Origin of the sequence: Stenotrophomonas mexicanensis, assembly GCF_032911605.1 — a bacterium.
GTDB classification, from domain to species: Bacteria; Pseudomonadota; Gammaproteobacteria; order Xanthomonadales; family Xanthomonadaceae; genus Stenotrophomonas; species Stenotrophomonas maltophilia_A.
In genome coordinates, this window is the sequence record NZ_JAWJTG010000018.1 from 53,933 (window position 1) to 79,049 (window position 25,117).

Here is a 25,117-nt window from a genome sequence, read left to right on the forward strand (position 1 = left end):
GTGGGGTGGCCGGGTCAATAGGCATTCTCACGCAGCCAGGCGTGCACGCTGCGTATGTCGGGCAGCGCGAACACGGCTTTGCTGGGTTCCCGTTCGCCCACCAGTACGCTCCAGCCATGCTGGCCATTGGCGGCGTCGAAGCCGAACTCATCGGTCAGGTCATCGCCGAGGAACACCGGCAGGCGGCCGCGGAACGGCAGGTACTGCATCATCCGGCGCACGGCACGGCCCTTGTCGGTGCCGACCGGAACGAATTCGACCACATGGTCACCGGGCTGCAGGCGATAGCTGGCACGGCCACGCACATGGCGGTCGGCGAAGGCGCGCACATCACTTGCCGCGTGCGGCGCACCGCGCCAATGCAGCGCCAGGCCGACGCCCTTGTCTTCCACCAGCACGCCGGGATGGCCATGGGCGAAGCGCATCGCCTGCTGGTGCAGCGCGTGCAGCCACTCGGCGGTGTCGTCGTCGTGTTCGTCGCGCAGGACGCGACCGTCTTCGCTGCGCAGTTCGTGGCCATGCAGGCCGGCGGCGGGCAATTTCAGGGGAGCGAACAGTTGATCCAGCTGCTCAAGCGGGCGACCACTGACCAGTGCCACGGCACCTTCCAGGCGGTCGCTGATGCGGCCGATGGCTTCACGCACATCCGGCAGCAACTGCACGGCATCCGGGCGTGCAGCGAATTCGATCAGGGTGCCGTCGACATCGAGGAACAACGCGCAGGCGTCATCCAGCAATGGCGGTGGCGGACGCAGGGGGAGCGGTTCAGCCATGACGCCCACCTTGCCAGCGTGGGCGTGTACGTGGGGTCGAGGGCAGGCTACGGATCTGGTAGTGCCGGCCGCTGGCCGGCACCGTCATGGTCCCTGGATGCACCCTGAGGTTGCCGGCCAGCGGCCGGCACTACCGGACTGATGAATCAGAACGTATAGCGGACGCGGCCGTAGTAGTACGCGCCGTTGCTGCCGATCGGCGACAGCACGTCGTACGGCAGGTTGCCGAAGTAGTGGATATCGCTGTTGGATCGATCCGGGTAGTTGTCGGTCAGGTTCTGGCCGCCGATGGCCACGCTCCATTGCGGGGTGATGCGGTACTCCACTTCCGCATCCAGCTGCCATTCGGCCTGGTAGGTCTGGCGCGGGATGTAGCCATCACCGAAGTTGAACACGCGGGTGGCGCTGCCATAGCGGTTCACGCGGGTGCTAAGCGACCAGTGGTCGTTGCTCCATGCGGCCGAGAGACTGCCGCGCGTACGCGGGGTGGCATCGGTGAGGGTGTTGGTCTCTTCGATGCCGAACAGCACGTAGTCCGGATTCAGTGCACGCAGCTGCGCCGGCGTGGCCAGCACGTTCTTCAACGTGGTCTTCGTGTACGCGTAGGTCCCGGTGAGCAGCAGCTGGCCATCGCCCAGCGATTGCCGCCAGTTGCTCACCAGCTCGGCACCGCGGGTGCGGGTATCGGCGGCGTTGACGAAGAAGCTGGCGCTCTGCAGGCCGGTGACGCCGTAGTTGGCCGCCACGTAGTCGGTCAATGCATCGCCGGTGATGCTCTCCGACAGCGCGATGCGGTCGTCGATGTCGATCTGGAAGAAGTCCAGCGACAGGTCGAAGTGCTCGCCGATGCGGCTGGTGAAGCCCAGCGAGGTATTGATCGACTTTTCCGGCTTCAGGTTCTGCGCACCCAGGCCACGGGCGATCGGATTGTTGACCGACAACAGGCGGCCCTGCACCAGCTGGCCGCCAGCGTTGTAGCCGGTCGAGGTGGATTCGTAGCCGATCTGCGCCAGCGACGGTGCGCGGAAGTTGTTGGAGATCGCGCCGCGCAGCGCGAACGCCGGGGTGAATTCATAGCGCAGGCCAAGCTTGCCGGTCAGTTCACCGCCGAAATCGTCGTTGTGCTCGTAGCGTGCGGCCAGATCGGTGGAGAACTTCTCGCCGAACTGGCTGGACAGGCTGGCGTAGGCGCTGGCCACGTCGCGCGACAGCCGCGCCGCATCCTGCGGGGTCAGGCCGCCACCGGCCTGCGAGCCGGTCGGGCGATCGGTGTAAGGGCCGGCGGCGTAGCTGGCCGGGTCGCCGGGACGGGTCTGGTAGCGCTCGTGCCGTGCTTCCACCCCCAGGCCCAGCGTGTGGCTGATGCTGTCGCTCTGGGTGAACACACGACTCAGGTCGAGGTTGCCCACGGTCTGTGCGTATTCGTAGTCGGCGGTCTTGAAGCGGGTCGGGCTGGTCGGGCCCAGCGACGCGTTGAGCGAATCACGCAGGCGGTAGGTGAAGTCGTTCTGGCCGTAATCCAGGCTGCCGTCGTAGCTCCACTCACCCCACTGGCCGCGCACGCCGGCCACGGCCTGCACGTCGCGGTTCTCGCCTTCGGAGATCGGCCGGTAACCGTTCGGATAGACCTGCTTCCAGTTGGCATCGCCATCGGGGTAGCGGAAGTAGTTCGCGCCTTCGGTATCACGCTGGTTGAAGGTGCCGAACGCGTAGAACGTCGACGTCTGGCCCACCGGGATCTCAGTGTTCAGCCACAGGTTGATGTCCTTGCTCTTGCCATCGCCCAGCACGTAGTTGCGCTTGCCGTGCAGCGCCAGGTTGTCCGGCGTCTGGTCCCACGGCGGAATCTGGTCGAAGCCGGCGCGGTTGGTGCCGTTGCGGTGCTTGTACTCCAGGCCGACACGCAGGAAGCCGCCGTCCTCACCCAGCGAGGTGCCGACCTTGGCGCTGATGTTGCCGGTCTGGCCGTCGGTGAGGGTGCGGCCGATCGGCTTGAGGTCGGTGTGGTTGGCGCCGTAGCTGGCCTCGATCTCGCCACCGTCGCCGCCGTTGTCGAGGATCACGTTGATCACGCCGGCCACGGCGTCCGAGCCGTACAGCGCACCGGCGCCGTCGCGCAGCACTTCGATGCGCTTGATCGCGCTGACCGGGATCGAATTGAAGTCGACCGGCGTGGTGCCCTTGCCGATCTTGCTGTCGGTGTTCACCAGCGCGGTGTGGTGGCGGCGCTTGCCATTGACCAGCACCAGCACCTGGTCCGGCGACAGGCCACGCAGCTGTGCGGCGCGCACGTGGTCGGCGCCGCCGGAGTTGGACTGGCGCGGGAAGTTGAACGACGGCAGCAGGGCCTGCAGCGCACTGCCCAGCTCACCGTTGACCACGCCGGCCTTGCGGATGTCCTCGGCGGTGAGCACGTCCACCGGCGAGGTGGATTCGAGCACGGTGCGGTCGGCGGCACGGGTGCCGGTGACGATCACGGTGTCGAGGTTGGTAGCGTCCTGGGCCAGAGCCGGGACGGCGGTGGAGGAAAGCGCGAGGGCGATGGCGAGGCCGAGCGGCGACGCGGGCAGGCGGATGGACATGGGGGCTCCAGCAACAACGACGACGGGGAAGGGGGAGATAGTTTCACTTACATCCATCCGGATGAAGCGATATATTATCTTCGCGTGATGGCCGGTGCAGATGCAAGTCCCTGCCGGTCCGGCATGAGTTGATGCCCCGTTGGCATCAGCACGCCGGACCGGTGGCGCTGTACGCTGCCGGCTCGCCTTGCCCCCCTTCCCCGGAGCTGTACCGATGAAACACCTTGGCCTCGTCTTCGCCGTGCTGCTGGCCACCAGTGGCTGCGCCAGCCTGTCCTCTCAGGCGCCCAGCGCCTATGCCACGGCCACCACCGCCGAACTGAAGGGTGATGCCGCACGCCCGTCCGCCGGCCACGGCTGGGTGCGCAGTGAGCTGTACTTCGGCGTGGGCGAGGAGCAGGGCGCCGGCAACCGTCCGCAGGCCGACACCATCAGCGAGACGCAGTGGCGCACCTTCCTGGACAAGGAAGTGACCCCGCGCTTCCCGGATGGACTGACCGTGTTCGATGCGTATGGTCAGTGGCTGTTCCGCGGTGATGCCGCGCCCAATCGCCTGCGCACCAAGGTGCTGGTGGTGCTGCACGAGGACACCCCGCAGCGCCGTGCCGATATCGAAGCCATCCGCCTGGCGTGGAAGCAGCAGACCAAGCATCAGTCGGTGCTGTGGTCGCGGCAAGCGGTCGAGGTATCGTTCTGAGTTGAAGGTGCCGCCGCGGTGCCGCAGGGAGCGATGATGAACTACAGGGAATGCCTGCTGGGCCTGGTATTGGCAGGTGTGCTGGCGCCGACGGCGCAGGCGCGTGGGGACGATAGCGAAACGCTACGCTTTCAGGTGGCCGCGCATGTGCAGGCGCATGCCGATCCCCAGCAGGACGGCAGCATCGCAGTGCAGCTGTCACCGTCAGGCAAGCGCCAGACGCTGGCGGGTGCGGCGGATGCCGATGGCAATTCGCGCTGGTCTCTCGAAGATGTCGATTTCGATGGCTACCCGGAACTGGTCGCGCGCGCCTCGGTGGGCATGGTCAACGAAGCGGTGACGGTGTACCACTTCGATCCGTCCAGTGCCGGGTTCCGCGCGCTGCAGGCCGACACCCACGGCAACGACAGCTGCGGTGACCTGATGGGGTTGAGCGTGGATGCTGCCACTCGAACCCTGACCAGCAGCTGCCGCAGTGGCCCGATGTGGTACGCCGACCAGTACCGGTTTGCAGGTGCGAAGCTCTATCTCTACCGCAGCGAGAGCGTGCTGATGCTGGGCGACACGGTTAACGCCGCGTTGCAATGGGAACAGAGCGACGAGCAGGGTCCGCTGGCGGTCTGGCGCACCTATGATCCCGCCGGTCGTGTGCTGGAGACCGCCATCGCCGATGGCCTGGGCGCACCGCCGGATGGGCCGCTGCGTGGCCAGCAGGCCACCGTGGTGCCAGCGCGGTTGTTCCTGTTCGATCGACCCGGCGCATCGAGTACGAAGCGTTACCTGGTACAGGGCGACCACGTGGAGATGCTGGATGAACAGGACGGCTGGATGAAGCTGCGCTACCGCAATCCGAAGCTGGGCGCGGTGGAAGGTTGGATCAACGTCAACGATTGAAGAAAAAAGGGGACGGAGGGAATTAAGTCGTTTGCGGCACATACGACTTAATTCCCTCCGTCCCCTTTTTTTGCGGTGGCATCACTTCATCGGGTCTAGCCTCGGATGTTCCCCCGTTCGAGGATGTATCCGATGAGCAAGCGCGTGGCAGAAATCGTGGTGGACGCCCTGCAGCAGGCTGGTGTCCGCCGTTGCTACGGCATCGTGGGCGATACGCTCAATCATGTGACCGATGCGATGCATGGCAGTGACATCGCCTGGGTGCACGTACGACATGAGGAAGTGGCCGCATTCGCCGCCGGTGCCGATTCGCTGGTGAGTGGCGAACTGACCGCCTGCGCCGGTTCCTGTGGGCCCGGTGGCCTGCATTTCATCAATGGCATCTTCGAGAGCAATCGCAACCGGGCGCCGATGGTGCTGATCGCCAGCCAGATCGTCACCAGCGAGCTGGGCATGGAGTTCCCGCAGGAAGTGGACTTCAAGGCGGTGTATGGCAGCTGCACGGTGTTCTGCGAGCAGGTGCACAGTGCCGAACAGGCGCGACGCGTGGTGGCGCTGGCCTGCCAGGCCGCGATCAGCCGTCGCGGCGTCGCCGTAGTGATCCTGCCGGCTGACATCAGCGAGGCCGAGGTGAAGCACGATGTGCCGTTCTCGGTGCACTACACCCAGCCGGTGCTGCGTCCCTCCGACGCGGAACTGCAGCGTGTCGCCGAGTTGTTGGGGCAGGGCAAGCGCATTGGTGTCTACGCTGGTGCCGGTTGCCAGGGCGCGCACGCGCAACTGCTGGAACTGGCCCGGCGCCTGCAGGCGCCGGTGGCGCACACCTCGCGCGCCAAGGATTTCGTTGAGCCGGACAACCCGTACAACATGGGCATGACCGGCATCTTCGGCATCGAATCCGGCTTCCACACGCTGATGGAGTGCGACACGCTGCTGCTGCTTGGCGCCGACTTCGCCTGGGGCCAGTTCTACCCGGACAAGGCCACGATCATCCAGGTCGACCGCGATGGTAGCCACCTGGGTCGCCGCCATCCGGTGAATCTGGGTGTGGTCGGTGACATCGCACCGACGCTGGATGCATTGCTGCCGATGCTGCCGCCGCGCGAGGACAGCAGTTTCCTGGACGAGTGCATCGAGCGCCGTGACAAGGCACTGAAGAAGCGCGAGAAGGAAGAGCAGCCCGGCGAGGGCGAGCTGATCCATCCGCAGCACCTGACCGCGCTGCTGTCGAAATATGCCACCGATGATGCGCTGTTCACTGCCGACGGTGGCTCGCCGATGGTGTGGGTGTTGCGCCATATCCGCGTCAACGGACGCCGCCGCACGCTGACCAGCCTGCTTCACGGCACGATGGCCAATGCGATGCCACAGGCACTGGGCCTGCAGAAGGCGTTCCCGGGCCGGCAGGTGATCTCGCTGTCCGGCGATGGTGGCCTGGCGATGCTGCTGGGCGACCTGCTGACGGCGGTACAGGAGAATCTGCCGATCAAGGTGGTGGTGTTCAACAACGGTTCGCTGAATTTCGTCGAGCTGGAGCAGAAGGTGGAGGGGCTGCTGGACAACTACACCGACCTGAAGAACCCGGACTTCGGCCGCCTGGCCGAGGTGATCGGCTTCCACGGCCGCACGGTGACGCGCAGCGAGGATCTGGAGGAGGCGGTGCAGGACTTCCTGGCGCAGCGCGGCCCGGCGCTGCTGGACGTGCATACCAGCCGCGCCGAGCTGGTGATGCCGCCGCAGATCGAGGCCAAGCAGGTGGCCGGTACGGCGTTGTACGCAGCCAAGGCCGTGTTGAACGGCCGCTTCGACGACGTGAAGCATCTGCTGGTGGACAACTTCCTGAAGAAGTAGGGGGTTGGTTGATGCAGGGCTGCGCCCTGCACCCGCTACGAGCCAGAGCCAGAGCAGAAGCTGGTTTACTGAGGGATGGCGGGGTGGGTCCGGTTGCGGGGGACGCTGCAAGTACATCCATGTAAGCTCGGTCGCGGCATCCATGCCGCGGACACCCCCGCAACCGGACCCACCCCGCCTTCGACAGATCATCGCTGCTGTTGGTAGGTGTCGACCTTGGTCGACACAGTAGATCCACGCCATGCGTGGATAACGCAGGAATGACCGGAATGATCTTCTGTCGAGCCGAGCCATGCGCGGCTCGGAGGCTTCGCGTACAGCAGCCGAGCATGGGCTCGGCGCAACAACGAGAGCCTGCCTTTGCTTTTGATCTTTTGATTCTCTTCCGTGGCTGGCACGCGCAGGAAACTGTCAGGGGCCGTTCGGGATGGGCTGCGCAGGACCGTTGGCGCCATGGATGGCGCCATCGAGCCCCCAGGGACGGGTTTACGGCGTGTCCTGCGCAGCCCATCCCGACCGGCCCAACCCAGAAATCGCTGTCCGCGACCAACCCAGCCACGAGGGGCCCCGCCGTTGGCTGGAACCCATCATTCCACGACGGAATTGGCGCGCTGGCCCCGCTGGGCCTACCATCGGCGGTCCCCACCCCCACCGCCCCTTCCATGTCCGCTCCCGCTTCCGCCGCACCGCGTCGCTGGTTCGTCGCCGGTGACTTCAACGGCTTCTTCGGCCTGGTCGTCGATAACCTCTCCATCCTCGGCTTCATCGCCATGGCCCTGGTCGGGATCTTCCAGTTCCCTGCCGACGTGGTGTTCGGCCGCATGTTCCCCGGCACCGCCTTCGGCGTGCTGGTCGGCAACCTGCTGTACACCCTGATGGCGCGCCGGCTGGCCGCGCGTACCGGCCGCGACGATGTCACCGCCATGCCGCTCGGCCTGGATGCACCGACCAGCATCGGCATGGCGCTGCTGGTGCTCGGCCCGGCCTTCATCGCGTTCAAGCAGCAGGGCATGGACCCGCACGCTGCGGGCATCGCCACCTGGCAGCTGGGCATGGCCGCGCTGGTCATCATGGGCGTGCTCAAGTTCGTGTTGTCGTTCTTCGGCGAAGCGGTCACCCTCGCGCTGCCGCGTGCCGCGCTGCTGGGCTCCATTGCTGGTATCGCGCTGGTGCTGATGGGCCTGCTGCCGCTGCTGGAAACGCTGCGCTCGCCGCTGGTCGGCTTCACCACGCTGGGCCTGCTGCTGTACGTGCTGATCGCCAAGGGCAAGCTGCCGGTGCGTGGCCCGGGCGTGCTGCTGGCCTTCGTGTTCGGCACCGTGCTGTATTACGGCCTCGGCCTGGCCGGGCTGGGCGCGCCGGGCTTCCATGTGCCGGCGTGGGTGCCGCCGCAGGTGGTGCTGCCACTGCCGACGCTGGGCTTCCTCGACGGCCTGCCCACCGCGATGACCTACCTGCCGCTGCTGTTGCCGTTCGGCCTGCTGATGGTGGTCGGTGGCATCAACGTGTCTGAAAGTGCGCGCGCGGCCGGTGATGACTACCGCACCCGCGACATCCTGCTGGTGGAAGCGGTGGCCACGCTGGTGGCCGGCGTCTGCGGTGGCGTGGCGCAGACCACGCCGTACATCGGCCAGCCGGCGTACAAGCACATGGGTGCGCGCAGCGGCTACACGCTGCTGACCGGCCTGTTCGTCGGCATCGGCGGCATGCTCGGCATCATCTCCGGGCTGGTGCAGTGGCTGCCGCTGGCGGTGCTGGCACCGATCATCGTGTACGTGGCCATCGACATCACCACCCAGGCCTTCCAGGCCACGCCGCGCCACCATACCGGCGCGATGGTGTTCGGTTTCCTGCCGTCGGTAGCGTACCTGCTGGCGATCAAGGCGCCAGGCTGGATCGCACCGGACCAGCTGCCGCAGCTGCTGACCAAGCTCGATGGCCACGGATTGCCTGAGCTGGCGGTGATCTTCACCCTCGGCAATGGCTTCATCATCACCTCGATGCTGTGGATCTCTGCGGTGGCGGCCATGGTTGATGGCCGCCTGCGCCGCGCCTGCGGCTTCCTGCTGGTGGCGGCGGTGCTGACCCTGTTCGGCCTGATCCACTCGGTGGACCCGCGCGGTGGCATCTACCTGCCGTGGGATCTGGACGGCCTGGCGCGCATCATCAGCTGGCAGTTCGCCGGCGCCTATGTGGCATTGGCGCTGCTGCTGGGCCTGCTGTCACTGCAGAAGCAGGCGGTGAAGCCGCTGGGTGAAAACAGCTGACCCCAGAGTAGTGCCGGCCGCTGGCCGGCATCCTCATGGACCTCGGACGTAGTGTGCAGCTGCCGGCCAGCGGCCGGCACTACCGCTCTCCATCCAGTTCCGGGTAGTGGCGGAAGATGCCGTTGGTGTTGAACGGCAATCGCCGTTCCGAGTCCAGATAGGAGGCAATGTTGGGTCGTTTCGCCACCCGCTCCTGCAGCGCGCGCAGCAGGGGCAGGGTCGGTTCCAGTGCCTGCATGCGGCGTGGGAACATGTAGTTCAGCCCGCTCAGCAGCTGGAACAGCGACAGATCCACATACGAGTGCTCGCGCAGTGCATGGCGGCCACCGTTGGCCGCCAGCACCTGCTCGAAGTAGCTGAGGAACTTCGGTAGCCGTTCGCTGCGCAGCGACGCGGCACGTGCCTTGGCCTCGGTCTTCTGCTCTTCGTAGTACTTCGATGCAGCGATCGGATGGTGGGTGTCATGCACCTCGGCCACCAGGTCGGCGATGGTCAGCTGCAACTGCAGCGCCTGCATCCGCCGCGAGGCCGCCTGCGGCACCAGGTCCAGCGTCGGGCCCAGGAAATCCAGGATTGCCGCGACCTGCGCGATGACCTGGCGACCGGCCTTCAGGAACGGCGGCGCAAAGGGCTGCGCACCTTCACTGCTGCCATCGAGAAACGGCTGCATCACTGCATCGCCGTGCACCCGCGCCATGTCGATGTAGTCGGCACCGGCATCCTCCAGCGCCAGCCGCACGAATTCACCACGGCCCTGGATGCCGGTCCAGTAATACAGCGCGTACTGCATGGTCGTGCCTCCACAGGACAAGGACTACAGCCTCGCGCGCGGCATGCAAAGCAGGCGTGAGCGCGGCCTGGTGCAGGCCCGAACCCGAACGGCAGCGGAACAGGCGGGGAACCCGTTGGAACTGGTGGGGTCACACCTTCTCCATGCGTGTGAAACGAGGTGCTGCATCATGCAGAGTGGAAAGGCGGTTTGGCCCTGGGTGTTGGGCGTGGTGGTGATCGGTGGCGCGGGCGGTTGGCTGTTCCGCGATCAGCTGAAGAGCCTGGCAGACGGTGTTTCGGTGCCGGTGCAATCGCCCCCCGCCAGTACCGGCACACCGGCACAACCGAAGGCGGCTGCGGAACCCGCCCCAACACCACCCCCGATCAAGCATCCGCTGGATGCCGAGGCTGCGGCCGACCCTGCGTTGCCCAAGCTGGCTGACAGCGATGCGGCGGCCTGGGGCGCGCTGAGCCAGTTGTTCCAGGGCGAAGGGCCGCTGACCCTGCTGCTGCGCGATCATCTGATCCAGCGCCTGGTTACCCAGGTCGACAACCTGGACAAGCCCAGCGTGCCGCCGACCGCGCTGGCCGCGCGCCCGCTGCCGGGCAACCTGCAGGTCGAGCCGGGCGAAGGCGGTGAACGCATCGCCGCCAGCAATGCGGCGCGCTATGCGCCCTACGTGCAGGCATTTGCCGCGATGGACCCGGCGGCAACGGCTACCGCCTACAAGCGCTTCTATCCGCTGATCCAGCAGGCTTACGTGGACCTTGGCCGGCCCGAGGGCTATTTCAACGACCGTCTGGTCACGGTGATCGACCACCTGCTGGAGACCCCGGAACTGGCCCAGGCGCCGCTGGTGCAGCGCGACGAACGGGGCCGCTATCGCTTCGTCGATCCCACCCTGCAGTCACGCTCGATCGGGCAGAAGGCCCTGCTGCGCATGGACCCGGCGCAGGCGCGGGCGGTCAAGCAGCAGCTGCGGGCGATCCGCAGCGCGATCACCCGCTGAATCCCTCCACCGCGCGGAACTGATCGGGATCAACGCGCCGACCACACCCGTTCCGGCATGCTGGCCGCAGGCTGACTGGCCTCGGGGTGCAGTCGCAGTCACCCTTGAAACGGGGTGGGGCAACCGCATCTTTCCAGCATCGCCGGCGCGGGCCGGCCCTGATGACCGATGAGGATTCGCAATGCGGATGGACAAGCTCACCTCGCGTTTCCAGCAGGCGCTGGCAGACGCACAGTCGCTGGCCGTAGGCCGCGACAACAGCATCATCGAACCGGTTCACCTGTTCAGCGCGTTGCTGGACCAGCAGGGCGGCAGCACGCGCCCGCTGCTGGCCCAGGCCGGGGTGAACGTGCCGGTGCTGCGCGAGCGCCTGACCGAGGCACTGGATGCGCTGCCGAAGGTGTCCGGCCAGGCTGGCAACGTTTCGATGGGCAACGACCTCGGACGCCTGCTCAATCACACTGACAAGCTGGCCCAGCAGAATGGCGATGCCTTCATTGCCAGCGAGTGGTTCGTGCTGGCGGCGCTGGAAGACAGTGGCACGCTGGGCATGGCGCTGCGCGCCGCCGGTGCCGACAAGACCCGCCTGCAGGCCGCGATCGACAAGCTGCGTGGCGGCGAGAACGTGCAGTCGGAGAATGCCGAGGAACAGCGCCAAGCGCTGGAGAAATACACCATCGACCTGACCGCGCGTGCCGAGAGCGGCAAGCTCGACCCGGTGATCGGCCGTGACGAGGAAATCCGCCGCACCATCCAGGTGCTGCAGCGCCGGACCAAGAACAACCCGGTGCTGATCGGCGAACCCGGCGTGGGCAAGACCGCGATCGTGGAAGGACTGGCCCAACGCATCATCAACGACGAAGTGCCCGAAGGCCTGCGCGGCAAGCGCGTGCTGTCGCTGGACATGGGCGCGCTGATTGCCGGGGCCAAGTTCCGCGGCGAATTCGAGGAGCGCCTGAAGGGCGTGCTCAACGACCTGGCCAAGAACGAAGGCCAGATCATCCTGTTCATCGACGAACTGCACACCATGGTCGGCGCAGGCAAGGCCGATGGCGCGATGGATGCCGGCAACATGCTGAAGCCAGCGCTGGCACGCGGCGAGCTGCACTGCATCGGCGCCACCACGCTGGACGAATACCGCAAGTACATCGAGAAGGATGCTGCGCTGGAGCGTCGCTTCCAGAAGGTGTTCGTGGGCGAGCCGTCGGTGGAGGACACCATCGCGATCCTGCGCGGCCTGAAGGAAAAGTACGCCGTGCACCACGGCGTGGAGATCACCGATCCGGCCATCGTCGCGGCTGCGACGTTGTCCAACCGCTACATCACCGACCGCCAGCTGCCGGACAAGGCCATCGACCTGATGGACGAAGCCGCCTCGCGACTGCGCATGGAGATCGACTCCAAGCCGGAAGAGCTGGACCGCCTTGAGCGCCGGGTGATCCAGCTGAAGATCCAGCGCGAGATGCTGAAGAAGGAGAAGGACGAAGCCTCGCGGCAGCGCCTGGCCGACCTGGAGAACGACATCGACGGGCTGGAGCGCGAGTTCTCCGACCTCAATGAAATCTGGAAGTCGGAGAAGGCCGCGCTGCAGGGTGCGACCAAGATCAAGGAGCAGGTCGAGCAGGCCAAGCTGGAGCTGGAAGCCGCGCAGCGCCGCCAGGATTTCGCCAAGATGAGCGAGATCCAGTACGGCCTGCTGCCGCAGCTGGAAAAGCAGCTGGCCGCTGCGCAGGAAGCCGAACACAGGGACTTCAAGCTGGTGCAGGATCGCGTGACCGACGAGGAGATCGCCGAGGTCGTATCGCGCTGGACCGGCATTCCGGTCAACAAGATGCTCGAAGGCGAGCGCGACAAGCTGTTGCGCATGGAAGAGGTGCTGCACAACCGCGTGGTCGGCCAGGAAGAAGCGATCAAGGTCGTCTCCGATGCCGTGCGCCGTTCGCGTGCGGGCCTGTCCGATCCGAATCGCCCGGCCGGCTCGTTCCTGTTCCTCGGCCCGACCGGTGTCGGCAAGACCGAGCTGTGCAAGTCGCTGGCCGAATTCCTGTTCGACAGTGCCGACGCGATGATCCGCATCGACATGAGCGAGTTCATGGAGAAGCACAGCGTCGCCCGCCTGATCGGTGCGCCCCCGGGCTACGTCGGTTACGAAGAGGGTGGCTACCTGACCGAGGCCGTGCGTCGCCGTCCGTATTCGTTGATCCTGCTGGACGAAGTGGAGAAGGCGCATCCGGATGTGTTCAACATCCTGCTGCAGGTGCTGGACGATGGCCGCCTGACCGATGGCCAGGGCCGCACCGTGGACTTCCGCAACACCGTCATCGTGATGACCTCGAACCTGGGCTCGCACCAGATCCAGGACATGAGCGCTGATGACAGCCCGGAGGCCTACACGCAGATGAAGGCGGCGGTAATGGGCGTGGTGCAGGCGCACTTCCGCCCGGAGTTCATCAACCGCCTGGACGACATCGTGGTGTTCCACCCGCTGGACAAGCAGCAGATCAAGCAGATCGCGCGCATCCAGATGCGTGGGCTGGAAAAGCGCCTGGCCGAACGTGGTTTGAAGCTGCTGGTGTCCGATGCAGCGTTCGACCTGCTTGGCAACGTTGGTTTCGATCCGGTGTACGGCGCACGTCCGTTGAAGCGTGCGATCCAGGCGCAGCTGGAGAATCCGCTGGCGCAGAAGATCCTGTCCGGTGCCTTCGTCAACGGCGACACCATTGAAGTCGGCAACGACGGCGGCCACCTGGTGTTCGCCAAGGCGTGATTCACACGGGGCGCTGCCTGATCGCGGCGCCCCGTTTCCTGCGGAGTACGCCGGGCCATGCCCGGCGCTCACTCAGAAGCGGTGCGTATAGCCGCTCATCAAGCCGAACTGGTTCGCCTTCTGCACGATCGGGCTGTCGGCCGCATCGCCGAGCAGGCGCGTGCCTTCGGCCGAGATGTACCAGTTGCCGTTGCGGCCCACGCGGTGGCTCCACTTCAGGCCGACACCGGCACTGACCAGGCCGGCTTTTGGCTTGTGCTCGGCAAAGCCGGTACGCGCCGCCTGTTCCGGGCTGACGCCGTACCAGGTCTGCATGTAGCCGCGGTTGCCGTAGTCGGTGGACACGCTGCCGCTGACCACGCCGCCGGCCAGGTCGAACAGCGGCATGCTCAGGTTCAGATGGATCTGCTGGGTGGCCAGGCCGTTCTCGGCCTTGTCCTCGTCCTTGCGGGTGAACTGCCAGGAGCCGCTCAGCACGGCTTCGCCCAGCGTATAACCAGCCGAGATGCCGACCAGGGGACGGGCATCGATATCACCCATGCCGCGCAGGAAGTCGGAACCGCCGAGCAGCGAGTCCTTTTCCTTGCGGATGCCGCTGGCGCCGACATACGCGCGCACGCGGGTGTGCTCGCCGATGGAGGTGCCCCAGCCAATGCCACTGGTGCCCAGAAACCATCCACCCGGCGAGGTGACATCAAAGGACAACGACGGCGTCGCACGATACTCCTCGCTGCCGCTGTAGCGCGGCGCCACGCCACCGCCGGCAGCGACCTCGAAGGTCCAGTGGTCATCCTTGGCGTGGGCGATCGGTGCGGCGAACAGCGGCAACAGGGCCAGGCAGAGCAGGGCGGGGGAACGGCGAAGCTGGGACATGGAAACTCTCGACAATGGGAGGAAGGCAGCACGCGCGTCCGGCGAGTGCTGCAGGGTCGCTAGCGTGGCGATACGCCGGCGACCGATCCGTCCGCAGTTGTGCGGGAGTTGTAATCAACTGTAATCGCGCCCAGGGGCGTTCAGCTGGCAGCCAGCGGCCAGTGCATTTCCATGCGCGCGCCGCCCAACGTGGCGCGGCTGATGCGAAGTTCGCCGCCGTGGCGGACGGCAATGCGGCTGACGATGGCCAGGCCCAGGCCGAAGCCCCCGGTATCGCGGCTGCGGCTGTCATCCAGGCGGGTGAACGGGCGCATCACCTTCTCGCGATCGGCTTCGGCAATGCCGGGACCGTCGTCATCCACACGCAGGCAGGCGCGGCCGCTGACACCGACCAGCGAGACTTCCACCTGCGAACGCGCATGGCGCAGCGCATTGCCCACCAGATTGCTGAGTGCCAGCTGCAGCAGGCGCGGCTCGGCATCCACCCGTGGCAACGCGCTGGGCTGCACGCGCAGTATCACGCCGGCACGTTCGGCATCACGGCGCGCATCGGCCAGGCAGGCCTGCAGCCAGTCGTTGGCTTCGATGCGTTGCATCGGTTCGCCCTCGCTGGGATGCTCCAGCCGTTCGTAAGCCAGCAGTTCGCTGACCAGCCGGTTGAGTTCGGCCAGATCGCCGTGCAGGCCCCGCGCCAGCCGTTCGCGGCGTTCGCGGTCATCGCTGTCCTGCATCAGGTCCAGGCCGAAGGCCACGCGCGCGATCGGCGTGCGCAGCTCGTGCGAGATCGCATGGGTCAGGTCGCGTTGGCGCTGCACCAGTTCGGCCACGCGTGCCGCCATGCGGTTGGAGTGGTCGACGATGACCCGGATCTGCGAGCGTGGCGAGACCTGTGCACGTGCCTGCAGATCGCCCGAACCGATGCGGTCGGCATGCCGGCGCAGCGCTTCCAGGTCGCGCCAGAGCAGGCGCACCCACGCGTACAGGCTGGCGCCCACCAGCAGCAGGATGCTGAGGTAGGCGGCGATGGTCATGTACGTCGTCATCTGCACCGCGCCAGGCAGGCGCAGGTGCAGCCAGCGGCCATCGCTGCCCTCGATGGGCAGCAGGACCTGCTGGTATTGATCGCGCACGATGAAACCATCGGCCTTCACGGCCACCTGTTCCTGCGCGTCGAGTGCGGGAATTTTGTCGAGCAGGGTCAGGGCGATGCCGTAGTGTGGCTGCCACTGCTGCAGGCGCTCACGCTGCTGGTCGGCATCCAGGCCGGCCAGGCCACTGCGCAGGGCGTAAACCTGACCACGCACCTGCTGGACGAAGACGCGATCCTGCACGGGCGTGTAGATGCCGTCCAGGATGTGGTTGAGGAAGAACACCGACACCAGGAAGCAGGCACCCGTGATAAACCACAACCACAGGAACAGCCGCTTCATGCCGTCCAGGCCGACGGATTGAACTGGTAGCCACGGCCCCACACGGTCTTGATCCGCCGCGGTTCGCGCGCATCATCACCGAGCTTGCGGCGCAGCTTGCCGATGCTGACATCAACACTGCGGTCCAGGCCGTCAAAGCCGATGCCGCGCACCGCCTGCAGGATCTGGTCGCGCGACAGGATCTGCCCCGGCTGGCTGGCCAGCAGCCACAGGATCTCGAATTCCGTGGTGCCCAGCTCGACCGGTTGACCGTGCAGGTGCACTTCGCGCTGCATGCGGTCGATCAGCAGTTCGCCATGCATCAGACGGCTGGGTGTGCCGGTGTTGCTGCTGCCATGGCGGCGGCGCAGCAGGGCGCGCAGGCGGGCCAGCAGCAGGCGCGGCTCGATTGGTTTGTGCACATAGTCATCGGCGCCCGATTCCAGGCCCAGCACCTGCTCGATGTCATCTTCGCAGGCGGTCAGCATCAGGATCGGCACGTCGGAGAAACTGCGGATCTGCCGGCACACGTCGATGCCGCCGAGGCCGGGCAGCATCAGGTCCAGTACCACCAGCTCGGGCGCATGCTGGCGGCAGGCCGCGCCGGCAAGGTCACCGCGCGCCACATGCTGCACGGCGAAACCATGTTCGTGGAGATAGTCGCTGACCAGTTCGGCCAGGCGACGGTCGTCCTCCACCAACAAGACCTGGGTCGGGGTACCGTTGGCGGTGGGTGTCCAAGGGGATGGCTGCATGCGCGTGGGGCCTCCGTGCCCGGGCAGGAGCGCCCGGCGGCGAAGCCTATCAACGCCCCGTGACCGCTGCCTGAATCGCGGCCAACCTGATAACCCCCGGTATGGACGTCATCGCCAGCAGCTTTCAGCGGCCGGCGACGGCTGGCCTATGGTGGCGGTTTCCCCGGATGGAGCCTGGCGCAATGAGCGACCCGCAGTGGCAACTGGAAACCCTGGCCGTGCATGGCGGCTACCGTCCCGATCCGACCACCCGCGCGGTGGCGGTGCCGATCTACCAGACGGTGGCGTATGCCTTCGATGACACCCAGCACGGCGCTGATCTGTTCGACCTGAAGGTGCCCGGTAACATCTACACCCGCATCATGAACCCCACCACCGACGTGCTGGAACAGCGCCTGGCCGCACTGGAGGGTGGCATCGGCGCGCTGGCACTGGCCTCGGGGCAGGCGGCGATCACCTATGCCATCCAGACCATTGCCGAGGCCGGTGACAACATCGTTGCCTCCAGTGCGCTGTATGGCGGCAGCCTCAACCTGCTGGCGCACACCCTGCCGCAGTACGGCATCCAGGCGCGCTTCGCCGACCCGGCCGATCCGTCCGCCTTCGCCGCGCTGATCGATGAACGCACGAAGGCCGTGTTCGTCGAATCGATCGGCAACCCGCGTGGCAACGTCACCGACATCGCCGCCATCGCCGAGGTCGCGCATGCCGCCGGCGTGCCGCTGATCGTCGACAACACCGTGGCCACCCCGTTCCTGTTGCGCCCGTTCGAGCACGGCGCCGACATCGTGGTGCATTCGCTGACCAAGTACCTCGGGGGCCACGGCAACAGCTTGGGCGGCGCGATCGTCGATTCCGGCCGCTTCGACTGGGCTGCACAACCCCAGCGCTTCGCGCGGCTCAACCAGCCCGACCCCAGCTACCACGGCGTGGTCTATACCGAAGCGCTGGGGCCGGCGGCCTACATCGGCCGCGCGCGGGTGGTGCCGCTGCGCAATACTGGCGCGGCGCTGTCGCCGTTCAATGCGTTCCTGATCCTGCAGGGCATCGAAACCCTGGCGCTGCGCATGGAGCGCATCAACGCCAACGCGCTGGCTGTCGCGCAGTTCCTGAAGTCACACGTAAAGGTGGCCTGGGTGCGCTACGCCGGGTTGGCCGACGACCCCGAGCACGCCGCCGCGCAGCGCTACCTGGGCGGGCACGGCTCGGGCGTACTGACCTTCGGCCTGCCGGGCGGCCGTGAAGCCGGCGCACGCTTCCTCGATGCACTGAAGCTGTTCACCCGCCTGGTCAACCTGGGCGACGCGAAGTCGCTGGCCACCCATCCCGCCTCGACCACCCATCGGCAGCTGGATGCAGCGGAGCTGGCCAAGGCCGGCGTCAGTGAAGACACCGTGCGGCTGTCGATCGGCATCGAGCATATCGGCGACCTGCGTGCCGACCTGGAACAGGCCCTGGCCGGCGCCTGATAGCCACACGCTTGGTCGTCATCGCCGCAGGCGATCACCACCGGCACCGCGATGCGCTACGGTGGAACTGCCTCTCCAAGGCATGGCAACGTGGCGATCCAGATCCCCGGTCGATGCGGGTCGACCGGGGATTTTTTTGTTTCCCATGTACCGTTGGCTGGCATCCAACCCGGTAGATCCACGCCATGCGTGGATGTATCTCCATCGGAATCGAACGTTCCGACAGTTCATCGAACAGCATCCACGCGTGGCGTGGATCTACTGCAGATCGCAGAAATCTGTCGAGGGCGGACTCACCCCGCCATCCCACAGGAAGCTCGCCTTTGCTGTTGCTCTGGCTTTTGCTGTCGCTTCAGCAGGTGCAGGGCTGCAAGCCCTGCCGCACCCACACTCCTCACACCACCGGAATACTGTGCTGTCCCAGCCCGCGATACGGCGGCGTGGCCATCACCATCTCGGCCAGCGAGTACGCCAGCTCACGCTCGGCCATCACCGTGCCATCCGCGCCGTGCTCCAACAGATGCTTCACCTCTGCATCGCTGTGTGCTCGCGCCAGCAGGGTCAGATCCGGATTGATCGCACGCAGCTTGGCCAGCGCCTCACCGGCTTCCAGCGGCTGAGGAATCGCCAGCACCGCAATCTTCGCGCGTTCCGGATGCGCTTCGGCCAGCACGCGGTCGGCAGCGGCACTACCACGGATCGCCGCCAGGCCCTTGGCGTGCGCCTGTTCGACGTGCTCCTTGTTGTCATCGATCACCAGCACCGGCACGCCACGATCGCGCAGCACCTGCGCCAGCTCGCTGCCGACCCGGCCGTAACCAATGACGATGGCATGGTCATGCAGGTCACGCGAGGGACCGGTGGCCTCTTCCGGCTCGGCGGCCTGGGGCGACTGCTCCTGCTTGGCCTGCCAACGGTCAAGCAGCCCGAACACCAGCGGGTTGAGCATGATCGACACCAGCGCACCGGCCAGCACCAGCGACTGGCCTTCCTTCGGCAGGATCTGCAGCGCGACGCCGAGGCCGGCGATGATGAAGGCGAACTCGCCGATCTGCGCCAGGCTGGCCGAGATGGTCAGCGCAGTGCTGGTCGGGTGGCCGAACGCGCGCACGATGAAGAACGCGGCGGCCGACTTGCCGAACATGATGATCAGCACCGTGGCCAGCACCTGCCAAGGGTGCTGGACGAGGATGTTGGGGTCGAACAGCATGCCGACCGAGACGAAGAACAGCACCGCGAACGCATCGCGCAGCGGCAGCGAATCATGTGCGGCCTTGTGGCTCAGCTCCGATTCGTTGAGCAGCATGCCGGCGAAGAACGCGCCCAGCGCGAACGAGACGCCGAACAGCATCGCCGAGCCGAACGCCACGCCCAGCGCGATCGCCAGCACCGACAGGGTGAACAGTTCGCGCGAACCGGTGCCGGCGATACGTTCGAGGATCCACGGGATGACCCGGCGCCCGACCACCAGCATCACCGCCACGAACAGGCCCAGCTGCACGAAGGTCCAGCCGATGTCGGCCAGCACGCTGCCCAGCGAGTGCGATTCCTTGGCCGCATCGGGGCCGAACACACCGGCCATCACCGGCATCATCACCAGCGCCAGCACACAGGCCAGGTCTTCCACGATCAGCCAGCCGACCGCGATCTTGCCGCGCATGGTTTCCAGCAGGCGGCGCTCCTCCATCGCCCGCAACAGCACCACGGTACTGGCGGTGGCCAGCGAGAAACCGAAGATGACGCCATGCAGGGCTGGCCAGCCCATCAGCGAGGCCACGCCCCAGCCGAGCAGGGTAGCGACCGCGATCTGGCCGATGGCACCGGGGATGGCGATGGCCTTGACCGCCATCAGGTCCTTCAGCGAGAAGTGCAGGCCGACGCCGAACATCAGCAGCATCACGCCCAGCTCGGCCAGCTGGTTGGCCAGCGCCTGGTCGGCGACGAAGCCGGGGGTGAACGGGCCTACGCAGATGCCAGCAACCAGGTAACCGACCAAGGGAGACAAGCGGAGCTTGTTGGCCAGCGCGCCGAAGATGAAGGCGAGCCCGAGGCCAACGGCAACGATGTTGATCAGGTCGGTGTCATGGTGCATCGGCACTCGCAGGAAATCGGGGGGATGCCCCGATTTTCACCTAATGCGCCAAATGCGGCAAACCCAGGGGGCAAATCCCTTCCCGCAGGGAAGGCACCTGCCCCCTGGGTTTGCCCGCGCATTTCTCCTCTACCCACTCCTTCGGCGCGCCCCTTCAACAAGAAGGGGCTCTCCTCCAGATGCGGCGAGGGGATGCCGGCCAGCGGCCGGCACTACCAGAGCGGCGCTGGGTATGGCCCGGCGCTACCAATACCGCTTACCAGGTGTACTTGACCCGGCCGTACACGTACGCGCCGTTGAAGCCGAACGGCGAGTAGTTACTGTACGGCAGCATGCCGAAGGTGGAGTTCTGCAGGTCTTCGGTGCGGTCCGGGTACTTGTCCAGCAGGTTGTCGGCGCCCACGGTCAGGGTCCAGTTGCTGCTCGGCTTGTAGCTGGCCGAGGCATCCACCACCCAGGCGTCGCCATAGGTCTGGTCGCGCAGTGCGGTGGCCGAGTTGCGCACGGTGAACTTACCGTAGCGGGTCGCGGCCAGGCCCAGTTCCCAGTGGTCCGAACGCCAGGTGCCGCTCAGGATCGCCTTGTCGCGCGGATAGCTGTCCTCGATGCGGCCGATCTCATCGCGGCCGATCAGCGACTGGGTCAGGCCCAGCGTGCCGAACACCGCCGGGGTGCCGCCGACGCGGCGCACTTCGGTGTCGTTGTAGCTGTACGCGGCGGTCAGTTCCAAGCTGCTGGCGCTGAAGGGCACCGTGTAGCTGGACACGAAATCGACACCGCGGGTACGCGTATCCAGGCCGTTGGTGAAGTACGAGAACGCGGTCACCTGCGGCAGGCCCAGCGTGCCCAGCAGCGCGCTGGTGGCGGTGTTGGTGGTGATGCTGGACGACAATGCGATTCGGTCATCGATGTCGATCTGGTAGGCGTCGACGGTGATGTACAGGCGGTCGACCGGCTGCAGCACCAGGCCCAGGCTGTAGGAGGTGGAGGTCTCGGCCTTCAGCGGCGAGGCGCCCAGCGCCTGCGCAGCCGGGCTGGTGGTGGGGAAGGTGCCGCGCTCGACGAACACGCCGTTGAGGAACTGGCTGGTGACCGCCTGGTAGCCCTGCTGCGCCAGCGACGGTGCACGGAATCCGCTGGACGCGGTGGCCCGCAGCGCGACCTTGTCGGTGAACGCGTAGCGCGCCGACAGCTTGCCGGAGAAGCGGTCGCCGAAGTCCGAGTAATCCTCGTAGCGGCCGGTGATGCCGGCCGAGAACTTCTCGGTCAGGTCCGCTTCCAGACCCGCATAGACCGCGTAGTTGTGGCGGTCGGCATGCACTTCATTGGTGGGGGTGAAGCCACCGAAGCCCTGCGCGCCACTGCCGGTGTACGAGTTCAGCTCGCCCGGCTTCTGGTCCCACTTCTCCTTGCGGTATTCACCACCGAAGGACAGCGTGACCGGGTAGGCCAGGCCCCAGTCCAGCGACTTGGTCAGATCGGCGTTGAAGATGTCTTGCTGGTACTTCAACGTACCGTCGTAGAACGAGCGCGGGCTGGTCGCACCCAGGCTGTAGTTGATGCTGTTGCGGGTGTGGAAGTCGAGGGTGTTCTCGCCGTGGTTCAGGCTCAGGTCCCAGGTCCAGCCGCTGTCGGTGTTGCCCTTGACCCCGGCCACCAGCGAGCGGTCCTTGGAGTACTGATTGATCTCCGGCACGAAGCCGTCCGGGTAGGTCTGCGCCAGCAGCGCGCTCTGCCCGCTGTGGTTGCGCGAGCGGTAGAACGCGAACGAGGTGATGTCGCGGTTGCTGAGCAGCGCGCTGGCGTAGCCGGTCACGCGGTCGCTGAAATCGAAACTGGCGTTGACCGAAGCCGCAGTCGCATCCACGCGCGGGTCGCCGACGATGAAAGTCTTCTGGCCGATGCTCGGGAAGTTGCCGGTGTTCGGGGTGGTGCCGCGGTATGGGCCGGCGCGGTTGCTTTCGTCCTGCTGGCTGATCTGGCCGGCCACGTGCACGCGGCCACGGCCGTTGCCGAACTCGACGCCGGTATCGCCGGAGAGCTGGTACTTGTTGCCGTCACCGGCCGAGTACTGGCCGTAGTCCACCGCCAGGCTGCCACCACTGCCGCTGCCCTTGAGCACGATGTTGATGACGCCGGCGATGGCGTCCGAGCCGTACTGCGCCGACGCACCGTCGCGCAGCACTTCCACGCGCTCGATGGCGGCGATCGGGATCGCATTGATGTCCACTGCCGACGAACCACGGCCGATGCTGCCGTTGACGTTGATCATCGCCGAGGTGTGGCGGCGCTTGCCGTCGACCAGCACCAGCACCTGGTCCGGTGACAGGCCGCGCAGCTGCGCCGGGCGCACGCCGCTGGTGCCATCGGTCAGGGCAGGGCGCGGGAAGTTCAGCGAGGGCAGGGCGCGCGACAGCGCGGTGGCCAGCTCGCTGGTGCCGGTGGACTGCAGGGCTTCGGGGGTGATGATGTCGATCGGCGACTGCGACTCGGCCACCGTGCGGTCGGCCACGCGGGTACCGGTGACGATCACCGTGTCCAGGGTGTTGGCGGCGGTGCCGGCCTGCTGGGCAGCGGCAACGAACGGAGAGCCACCGAGTGCGACAGCGACGGCGGCGGCGATCAGGCTGGTCTTGCGGGTCATCGGGACGGAGCTCCGGTTGGCGGGGGCGGCACCGGAATCGACATCACGGGGGTGAGGCGGACGGCGGTTGTTGCGGTGCGCAAAGCAGGAATTAACGGGATATTCAGTGCGTGTCAAATGCCGGTCATCGGAAAAAACGTTGCAGCAGCAACCATTTAGCCCGGATCGGCACTGGCGGGGGAGGGAGCCCGGGACGCGCGCGGCAAGGACGTGGGAGAGAGGAACGCCGGCCGCCGCGCATCCCGGGACGCGTCAAGTATTCGTTAACGCTAGAATTGCGTCGCAGGAACAGTGCTCACCAGCACATTCCATCTGGTTATATGGACGCCTCCCCCGATGATTTCCCTTCGTAATTTCGCCTTGCGCCGCGGCGAGCGGCTGCTGTTGTCCAATGTCGACCTGACCCTGCACGCCGGTTACCGGGTGGGTGTGGTCGGCCGCAACGGTGCTGGCAAGTCCAGCCTGTTCGCGGCGGTGAAGGGCGAGCTGGAGGCGGACAAGGGCGATGTCGATCTGCCCGGCAAGGTGCGCATCGCCAGCGTCGCCCAGGAAACCCCGTCGCTGCCCGACCCGGCGCTGAGCTTCGTGCTGGGCGGTGACATCGAGGTGGCCGCAGTGCTGGCCGCCGAGGCCGAGGCGACCGCCCGTGAAGACTGGGAAGCGGTGGCCGAGGCGCACACGAAGATGGCCGAGCTCAATGCCTACGACGCCGAAGCGCGCGCCGGCAAGCTGCTGCACGGCCTCGGTTTCCCGGCAGAGACCCACCACCGCGCGGTGTCCTCGTTCTCCGGCGGCTGGCGCGTGCGCCTGAACCTGGCCCGCGCGCTGATGATGCCAAGCGACCTGCTGCTGCTGGACGAACCGACCAACCACCTGGATCTGGACGCGGTGTACTGGCTGGAGCAGTGGCTGCTGAAGTATCCCGGCACCCTGCTGCTGATCTCGCATGACCGCGAGTTCCTCGACAACGTGGCCACCCACACCCTGCACCTGCACGGTGGCGGCGCCAAGCTCTACCCGGGCGGCTACACCGATTTCGAGCGCCAGCGCGCCGAACAGCTGCGCCAGCAGCAGATCGCGCACGAGAAGGAACAGGCCGAGCGCGCCCACCTGCAGAGCTTCATCGACCGCTTCAAGGCGCAGGCCAGCAAGGCCGCGCAGGCGCAGAGCCGCATGAAGCGCCTGGCCAAGCTGGCCGGCACCGAAGCGGTGCGCGCCGAGCGCGAGTTCCGCATCGAGTTTGCGCCGCCGGCCAAGCTGCCGTTCTCGCTGATCCGCCTGAACCACGTCGAGGCTGGCTATGGCAAGGACGCGGTGATCCTGCACAACGTCGGCTTCGGCCTGGAAGCGGGCCAGCGCATCGGCCTGCTCGGCCCCAACGGTGCCGGTAAGACCACGCTGGTGAAGACCCTGGTGGGTGAACTGGCACCGATCGTCGGCGAGCGCATGGCGCACCCGGACCTGAAGATCGGCTACTTCGCCCAGCACACGGTGGAGTCGCTGCACGAGGGCCAGTCGCCGATGGAGCATTTCCGCGAGATCGCGCCGGACGCACCGAACCAGTCGTTCCGCGATTTCCTCGGCAAGTGGAACTTCCCGGGCGACCGTGCGTTCGAGCCGGTGGATGGTTTCTCCGGCGGCGAGCGCGCGCGCCTGGCGCTGGCGCTGATCGCCTGGCAGCAGCCGAATGTGCTGCTGCTGGACGAACCGACCAACCACCTTGACCTGGAAATGCGCGAAGCGCTGGCTGAGGCACTGGCCACCTTCGAAGGCGCGATCGTGATGGTCTCGCATGACCGCCACCTGATCGGCCTGGTCTGCGATACCTACTGGCGCGTGGCCGATGGCGTGGTCGAGCCGTTCGACGGCGACCTCGACGCCTACGCGGCCTGGCTGCGCACCCGTCCGCAGGCGCAGGGCACCAAGGCGCGCATGGAACAGGTGGAAGAGCCGGTGGTGGTCAAGACCGCGCCGGTGGCTCAGGTGGTGCAGAAGAAGCCGGTGAACCCGCACAAGCTGGCCGCCGCCGAAGCCAAGGTGGCCGAACTGGAAAGCGCTCTGGCCGAGCTCGACCGCCAGCTGGCCGACCCGGCCAACTACGCCGATGCCACCCGCATGGCGGTGATCGGCCGCGACCGCGAAACCGCTGCCGCCCAGCTGGAAAAAGCCGAAGCCGCGTGGATGGAACTGCTGGAGTCCTGATCACGCAAAAAAGGGGACGGAGGGGATTAAGTCGTTTGTGGCACAAACGACTTAATCCCCT

The 25,117-nt window shown here is 66.5% G+C and carries 16 protein-coding genes; 8 read left to right on the forward strand and 8 right to left on the reverse strand.

What is annotated here, in order from left to right; all coding sequences use genetic code 11:
• Nucleotides 1-14 precede the first annotated feature (14 nt).
• Both otsB and R1L06_RS09890 read right to left on the reverse strand, forming a co-directional pair.
• Complete coding sequence (gene otsB / locus R1L06_RS09885; RefSeq protein ID WP_317217596.1) at nt 15-773, reverse strand: trehalose-phosphatase; 759 nt, start codon at nt 771-773, stop codon at nt 15-17.
• Between the two features lie 146 nt (nt 774-919).
• On the reverse strand, nt 920-3,355 hold the full coding sequence (locus R1L06_RS09890; RefSeq protein WP_317217597.1) for a TonB-dependent receptor plug domain-containing protein: 2,436 nt from the start codon (nt 3,353-3,355) through the stop codon (nt 920-922).
• 214 nt (nt 3,356-3,569) lie between these two features.
• On the opposite strand from R1L06_RS09890, the gene R1L06_RS09895 reads away from it, so the two are divergent.
• From R1L06_RS09895 to R1L06_RS09910, 4 genes are all read left to right on the forward strand, one after another.
• Nucleotides 3,570-4,052 carry a DUF3574 domain-containing protein gene (locus R1L06_RS09895; protein WP_121504690.1) on the forward strand — a complete coding sequence of 161 codons (483 nt, stop codon included), beginning with the start codon at nt 3,570-3,572 and terminating at the stop codon, nt 4,050-4,052.
• A 36-nt stretch (nt 4,053-4,088) separates the two neighbouring features.
• Nucleotides 4,089-4,946 carry an XAC2610-related protein gene (locus R1L06_RS09900; protein WP_317217598.1) on the forward strand — a complete coding sequence of 286 codons (858 nt, stop codon included), beginning with the start codon at nt 4,089-4,091 and terminating at the stop codon, nt 4,944-4,946.
• 132 nt (nt 4,947-5,078) lie between these two features.
• Nucleotides 5,079-6,797, forward strand: a complete 1,719-nt coding sequence (locus tag R1L06_RS09905; RefSeq protein WP_317217599.1) for a thiamine pyrophosphate-dependent enzyme — start codon at nt 5,079-5,081, stop codon at nt 6,795-6,797.
• 662 nt (nt 6,798-7,459) lie between these two features.
• Nucleotides 7,460-9,064, forward strand: a complete 1,605-nt coding sequence (locus R1L06_RS09910) for a hypothetical protein (protein ID WP_317217600.1) — start codon at nt 7,460-7,462, stop codon at nt 9,062-9,064.
• Nucleotides 9,065-9,143: 79 nt separating this feature from the next.
• Here the strand turns inward: R1L06_RS09910 and R1L06_RS09915 are convergent, their stop codons facing one another.
• Complete coding sequence (locus R1L06_RS09915; RefSeq protein ID WP_032128550.1) at nt 9,144-9,854, reverse strand: glutathione S-transferase; 711 nt, start codon at nt 9,852-9,854, stop codon at nt 9,144-9,146.
• A 169-nt stretch (nt 9,855-10,023) separates the two neighbouring features.
• Here R1L06_RS09915 and R1L06_RS09920 point away from each other — a divergent pair, with 169 nt between their 5' ends.
• Nucleotides 10,024-10,845, forward strand: a complete 822-nt coding sequence (locus R1L06_RS09920; protein ID WP_317217601.1) for a DUF3014 domain-containing protein — start codon at nt 10,024-10,026, stop codon at nt 10,843-10,845.
• A gap of 181 nt (nt 10,846-11,026) precedes the next feature.
• Nucleotides 11,027-13,612, forward strand: a complete 2,586-nt coding sequence (gene clpB / locus R1L06_RS09925; protein WP_317217602.1) for an ATP-dependent chaperone ClpB — start codon at nt 11,027-11,029, stop codon at nt 13,610-13,612.
• 72 nt (nt 13,613-13,684) lie between these two features.
• Here clpB and R1L06_RS09930 read toward each other — a convergent pair whose 3' ends face one another.
• From R1L06_RS09930 to R1L06_RS09940, 3 genes are all read right to left on the reverse strand, one after another.
• A complete protein-coding gene (locus R1L06_RS09930) occupies nt 13,685-14,485 on the reverse strand; it encodes a MipA/OmpV family protein (protein ID WP_049451218.1) in 801 nt (266 codons plus the stop codon).
• 140 nt (nt 14,486-14,625) lie between these two features.
• Complete coding sequence (locus R1L06_RS09935) at nt 14,626-15,915, reverse strand: ATP-binding protein (protein ID WP_317217604.1); 1,290 nt, start codon at nt 15,913-15,915, stop codon at nt 14,626-14,628.
• Complete coding sequence (locus R1L06_RS09940) at nt 15,912-16,649, reverse strand: winged helix-turn-helix domain-containing protein (RefSeq protein WP_005414287.1); 738 nt, start codon at nt 16,647-16,649, stop codon at nt 15,912-15,914. The genes R1L06_RS09935 and R1L06_RS09940 overlap by 4 nt, the downstream gene beginning before the upstream one ends.
• A 182-nt stretch (nt 16,650-16,831) precedes the next feature.
• On the opposite strand from R1L06_RS09940, the gene R1L06_RS09945 reads away from it, so the two are divergent.
• A complete protein-coding gene (locus R1L06_RS09945; RefSeq protein WP_317217605.1) occupies nt 16,832-18,118 on the forward strand; it encodes an O-acetylhomoserine aminocarboxypropyltransferase/cysteine synthase family protein in 1,287 nt (428 codons plus the stop codon).
• A gap of 394 nt (nt 18,119-18,512) precedes the next feature.
• On the opposite strand, the gene ybaL is transcribed toward R1L06_RS09945, so the two are convergent.
• Together ybaL and R1L06_RS09955 are read right to left on the reverse strand one after the other, a co-directional pair.
• Nucleotides 18,513-20,210 (reverse strand): YbaL family putative K(+) efflux transporter, encoded by a 1,698-nt coding sequence (gene ybaL / locus R1L06_RS09950; RefSeq protein ID WP_107431474.1) that lies wholly within the window; start codon nt 20,208-20,210, stop codon nt 18,513-18,515.
• A gap of 256 nt (nt 20,211-20,466) precedes the next feature.
• Entirely contained in the window at nt 20,467-22,854 is a 2,388-nt protein-coding gene (locus tag R1L06_RS09955) for a TonB-dependent receptor plug domain-containing protein (protein WP_317217606.1), read from the reverse strand.
• A gap of 336 nt (nt 22,855-23,190) precedes the next feature.
• Here R1L06_RS09955 and R1L06_RS09960 point away from each other — a divergent pair, with 336 nt between their 5' ends.
• Nucleotides 23,191-25,056 carry an ABC-F family ATP-binding cassette domain-containing protein gene (locus R1L06_RS09960; protein WP_049400785.1) on the forward strand — a complete coding sequence of 622 codons (1,866 nt, stop codon included), beginning with the start codon at nt 23,191-23,193 and terminating at the stop codon, nt 25,054-25,056.
• Nucleotides 25,057-25,117: the final 61 nt, after the last annotated feature.

Coding starts and splice junctions, on each gene's coding strand:
- otsB (WP_317217596.1), bottom strand. CDS start 773: ATGGCTGAACCGCTCCCCCTGCGTCCGCCACCGCCATTGCTGGATGAC.
- R1L06_RS09890 (WP_317217597.1), bottom strand. CDS start 3,355: ATGTCCATCCGCCTGCCCGCGTCGCCGCTCGGCCTCGCCATCGCCCTC.
- R1L06_RS09895 (WP_121504690.1), top strand. CDS start 3,570: ATGAAACACCTTGGCCTCGTCTTCGCCGTGCTGCTGGCCACCAGTGGC.
- R1L06_RS09900 (WP_317217598.1), top strand. CDS start 4,089: ATGAACTACAGGGAATGCCTGCTGGGCCTGGTATTGGCAGGTGTGCTG.
- R1L06_RS09905 (WP_317217599.1), top strand. CDS start 5,079: ATGAGCAAGCGCGTGGCAGAAATCGTGGTGGACGCCCTGCAGCAGGCT.
- R1L06_RS09910 (WP_317217600.1), top strand. CDS start 7,460: ATGTCCGCTCCCGCTTCCGCCGCACCGCGTCGCTGGTTCGTCGCCGGT.
- R1L06_RS09915 (WP_032128550.1), bottom strand. CDS start 9,854: ATGCAGTACGCGCTGTATTACTGGACCGGCATCCAGGGCCGTGGTGAA.
- R1L06_RS09920 (WP_317217601.1), top strand. CDS start 10,024: ATGCAGAGTGGAAAGGCGGTTTGGCCCTGGGTGTTGGGCGTGGTGGTG.
- clpB (WP_317217602.1), top strand. CDS start 11,027: ATGCGGATGGACAAGCTCACCTCGCGTTTCCAGCAGGCGCTGGCAGAC.
- R1L06_RS09930 (WP_049451218.1), bottom strand. CDS start 14,485: ATGTCCCAGCTTCGCCGTTCCCCCGCCCTGCTCTGCCTGGCCCTGTTG.
- R1L06_RS09935 (WP_317217604.1), bottom strand. CDS start 15,915: ATGAAGCGGCTGTTCCTGTGGTTGTGGTTTATCACGGGTGCCTGCTTC.
- R1L06_RS09940 (WP_005414287.1), bottom strand. CDS start 16,649: ATGCAGCCATCCCCTTGGACACCCACCGCCAACGGTACCCCGACCCAG.
- R1L06_RS09945 (WP_317217605.1), top strand. CDS start 16,832: ATGAGCGACCCGCAGTGGCAACTGGAAACCCTGGCCGTGCATGGCGGC.
- ybaL (WP_107431474.1), bottom strand. CDS start 20,210: ATGCACCATGACACCGACCTGATCAACATCGTTGCCGTTGGCCTCGGG.
- R1L06_RS09955 (WP_317217606.1), bottom strand. CDS start 22,854: ATGACCCGCAAGACCAGCCTGATCGCCGCCGCCGTCGCTGTCGCACTC.
- R1L06_RS09960 (WP_049400785.1), top strand. CDS start 23,191: ATGATTTCCCTTCGTAATTTCGCCTTGCGCCGCGGCGAGCGGCTGCTG.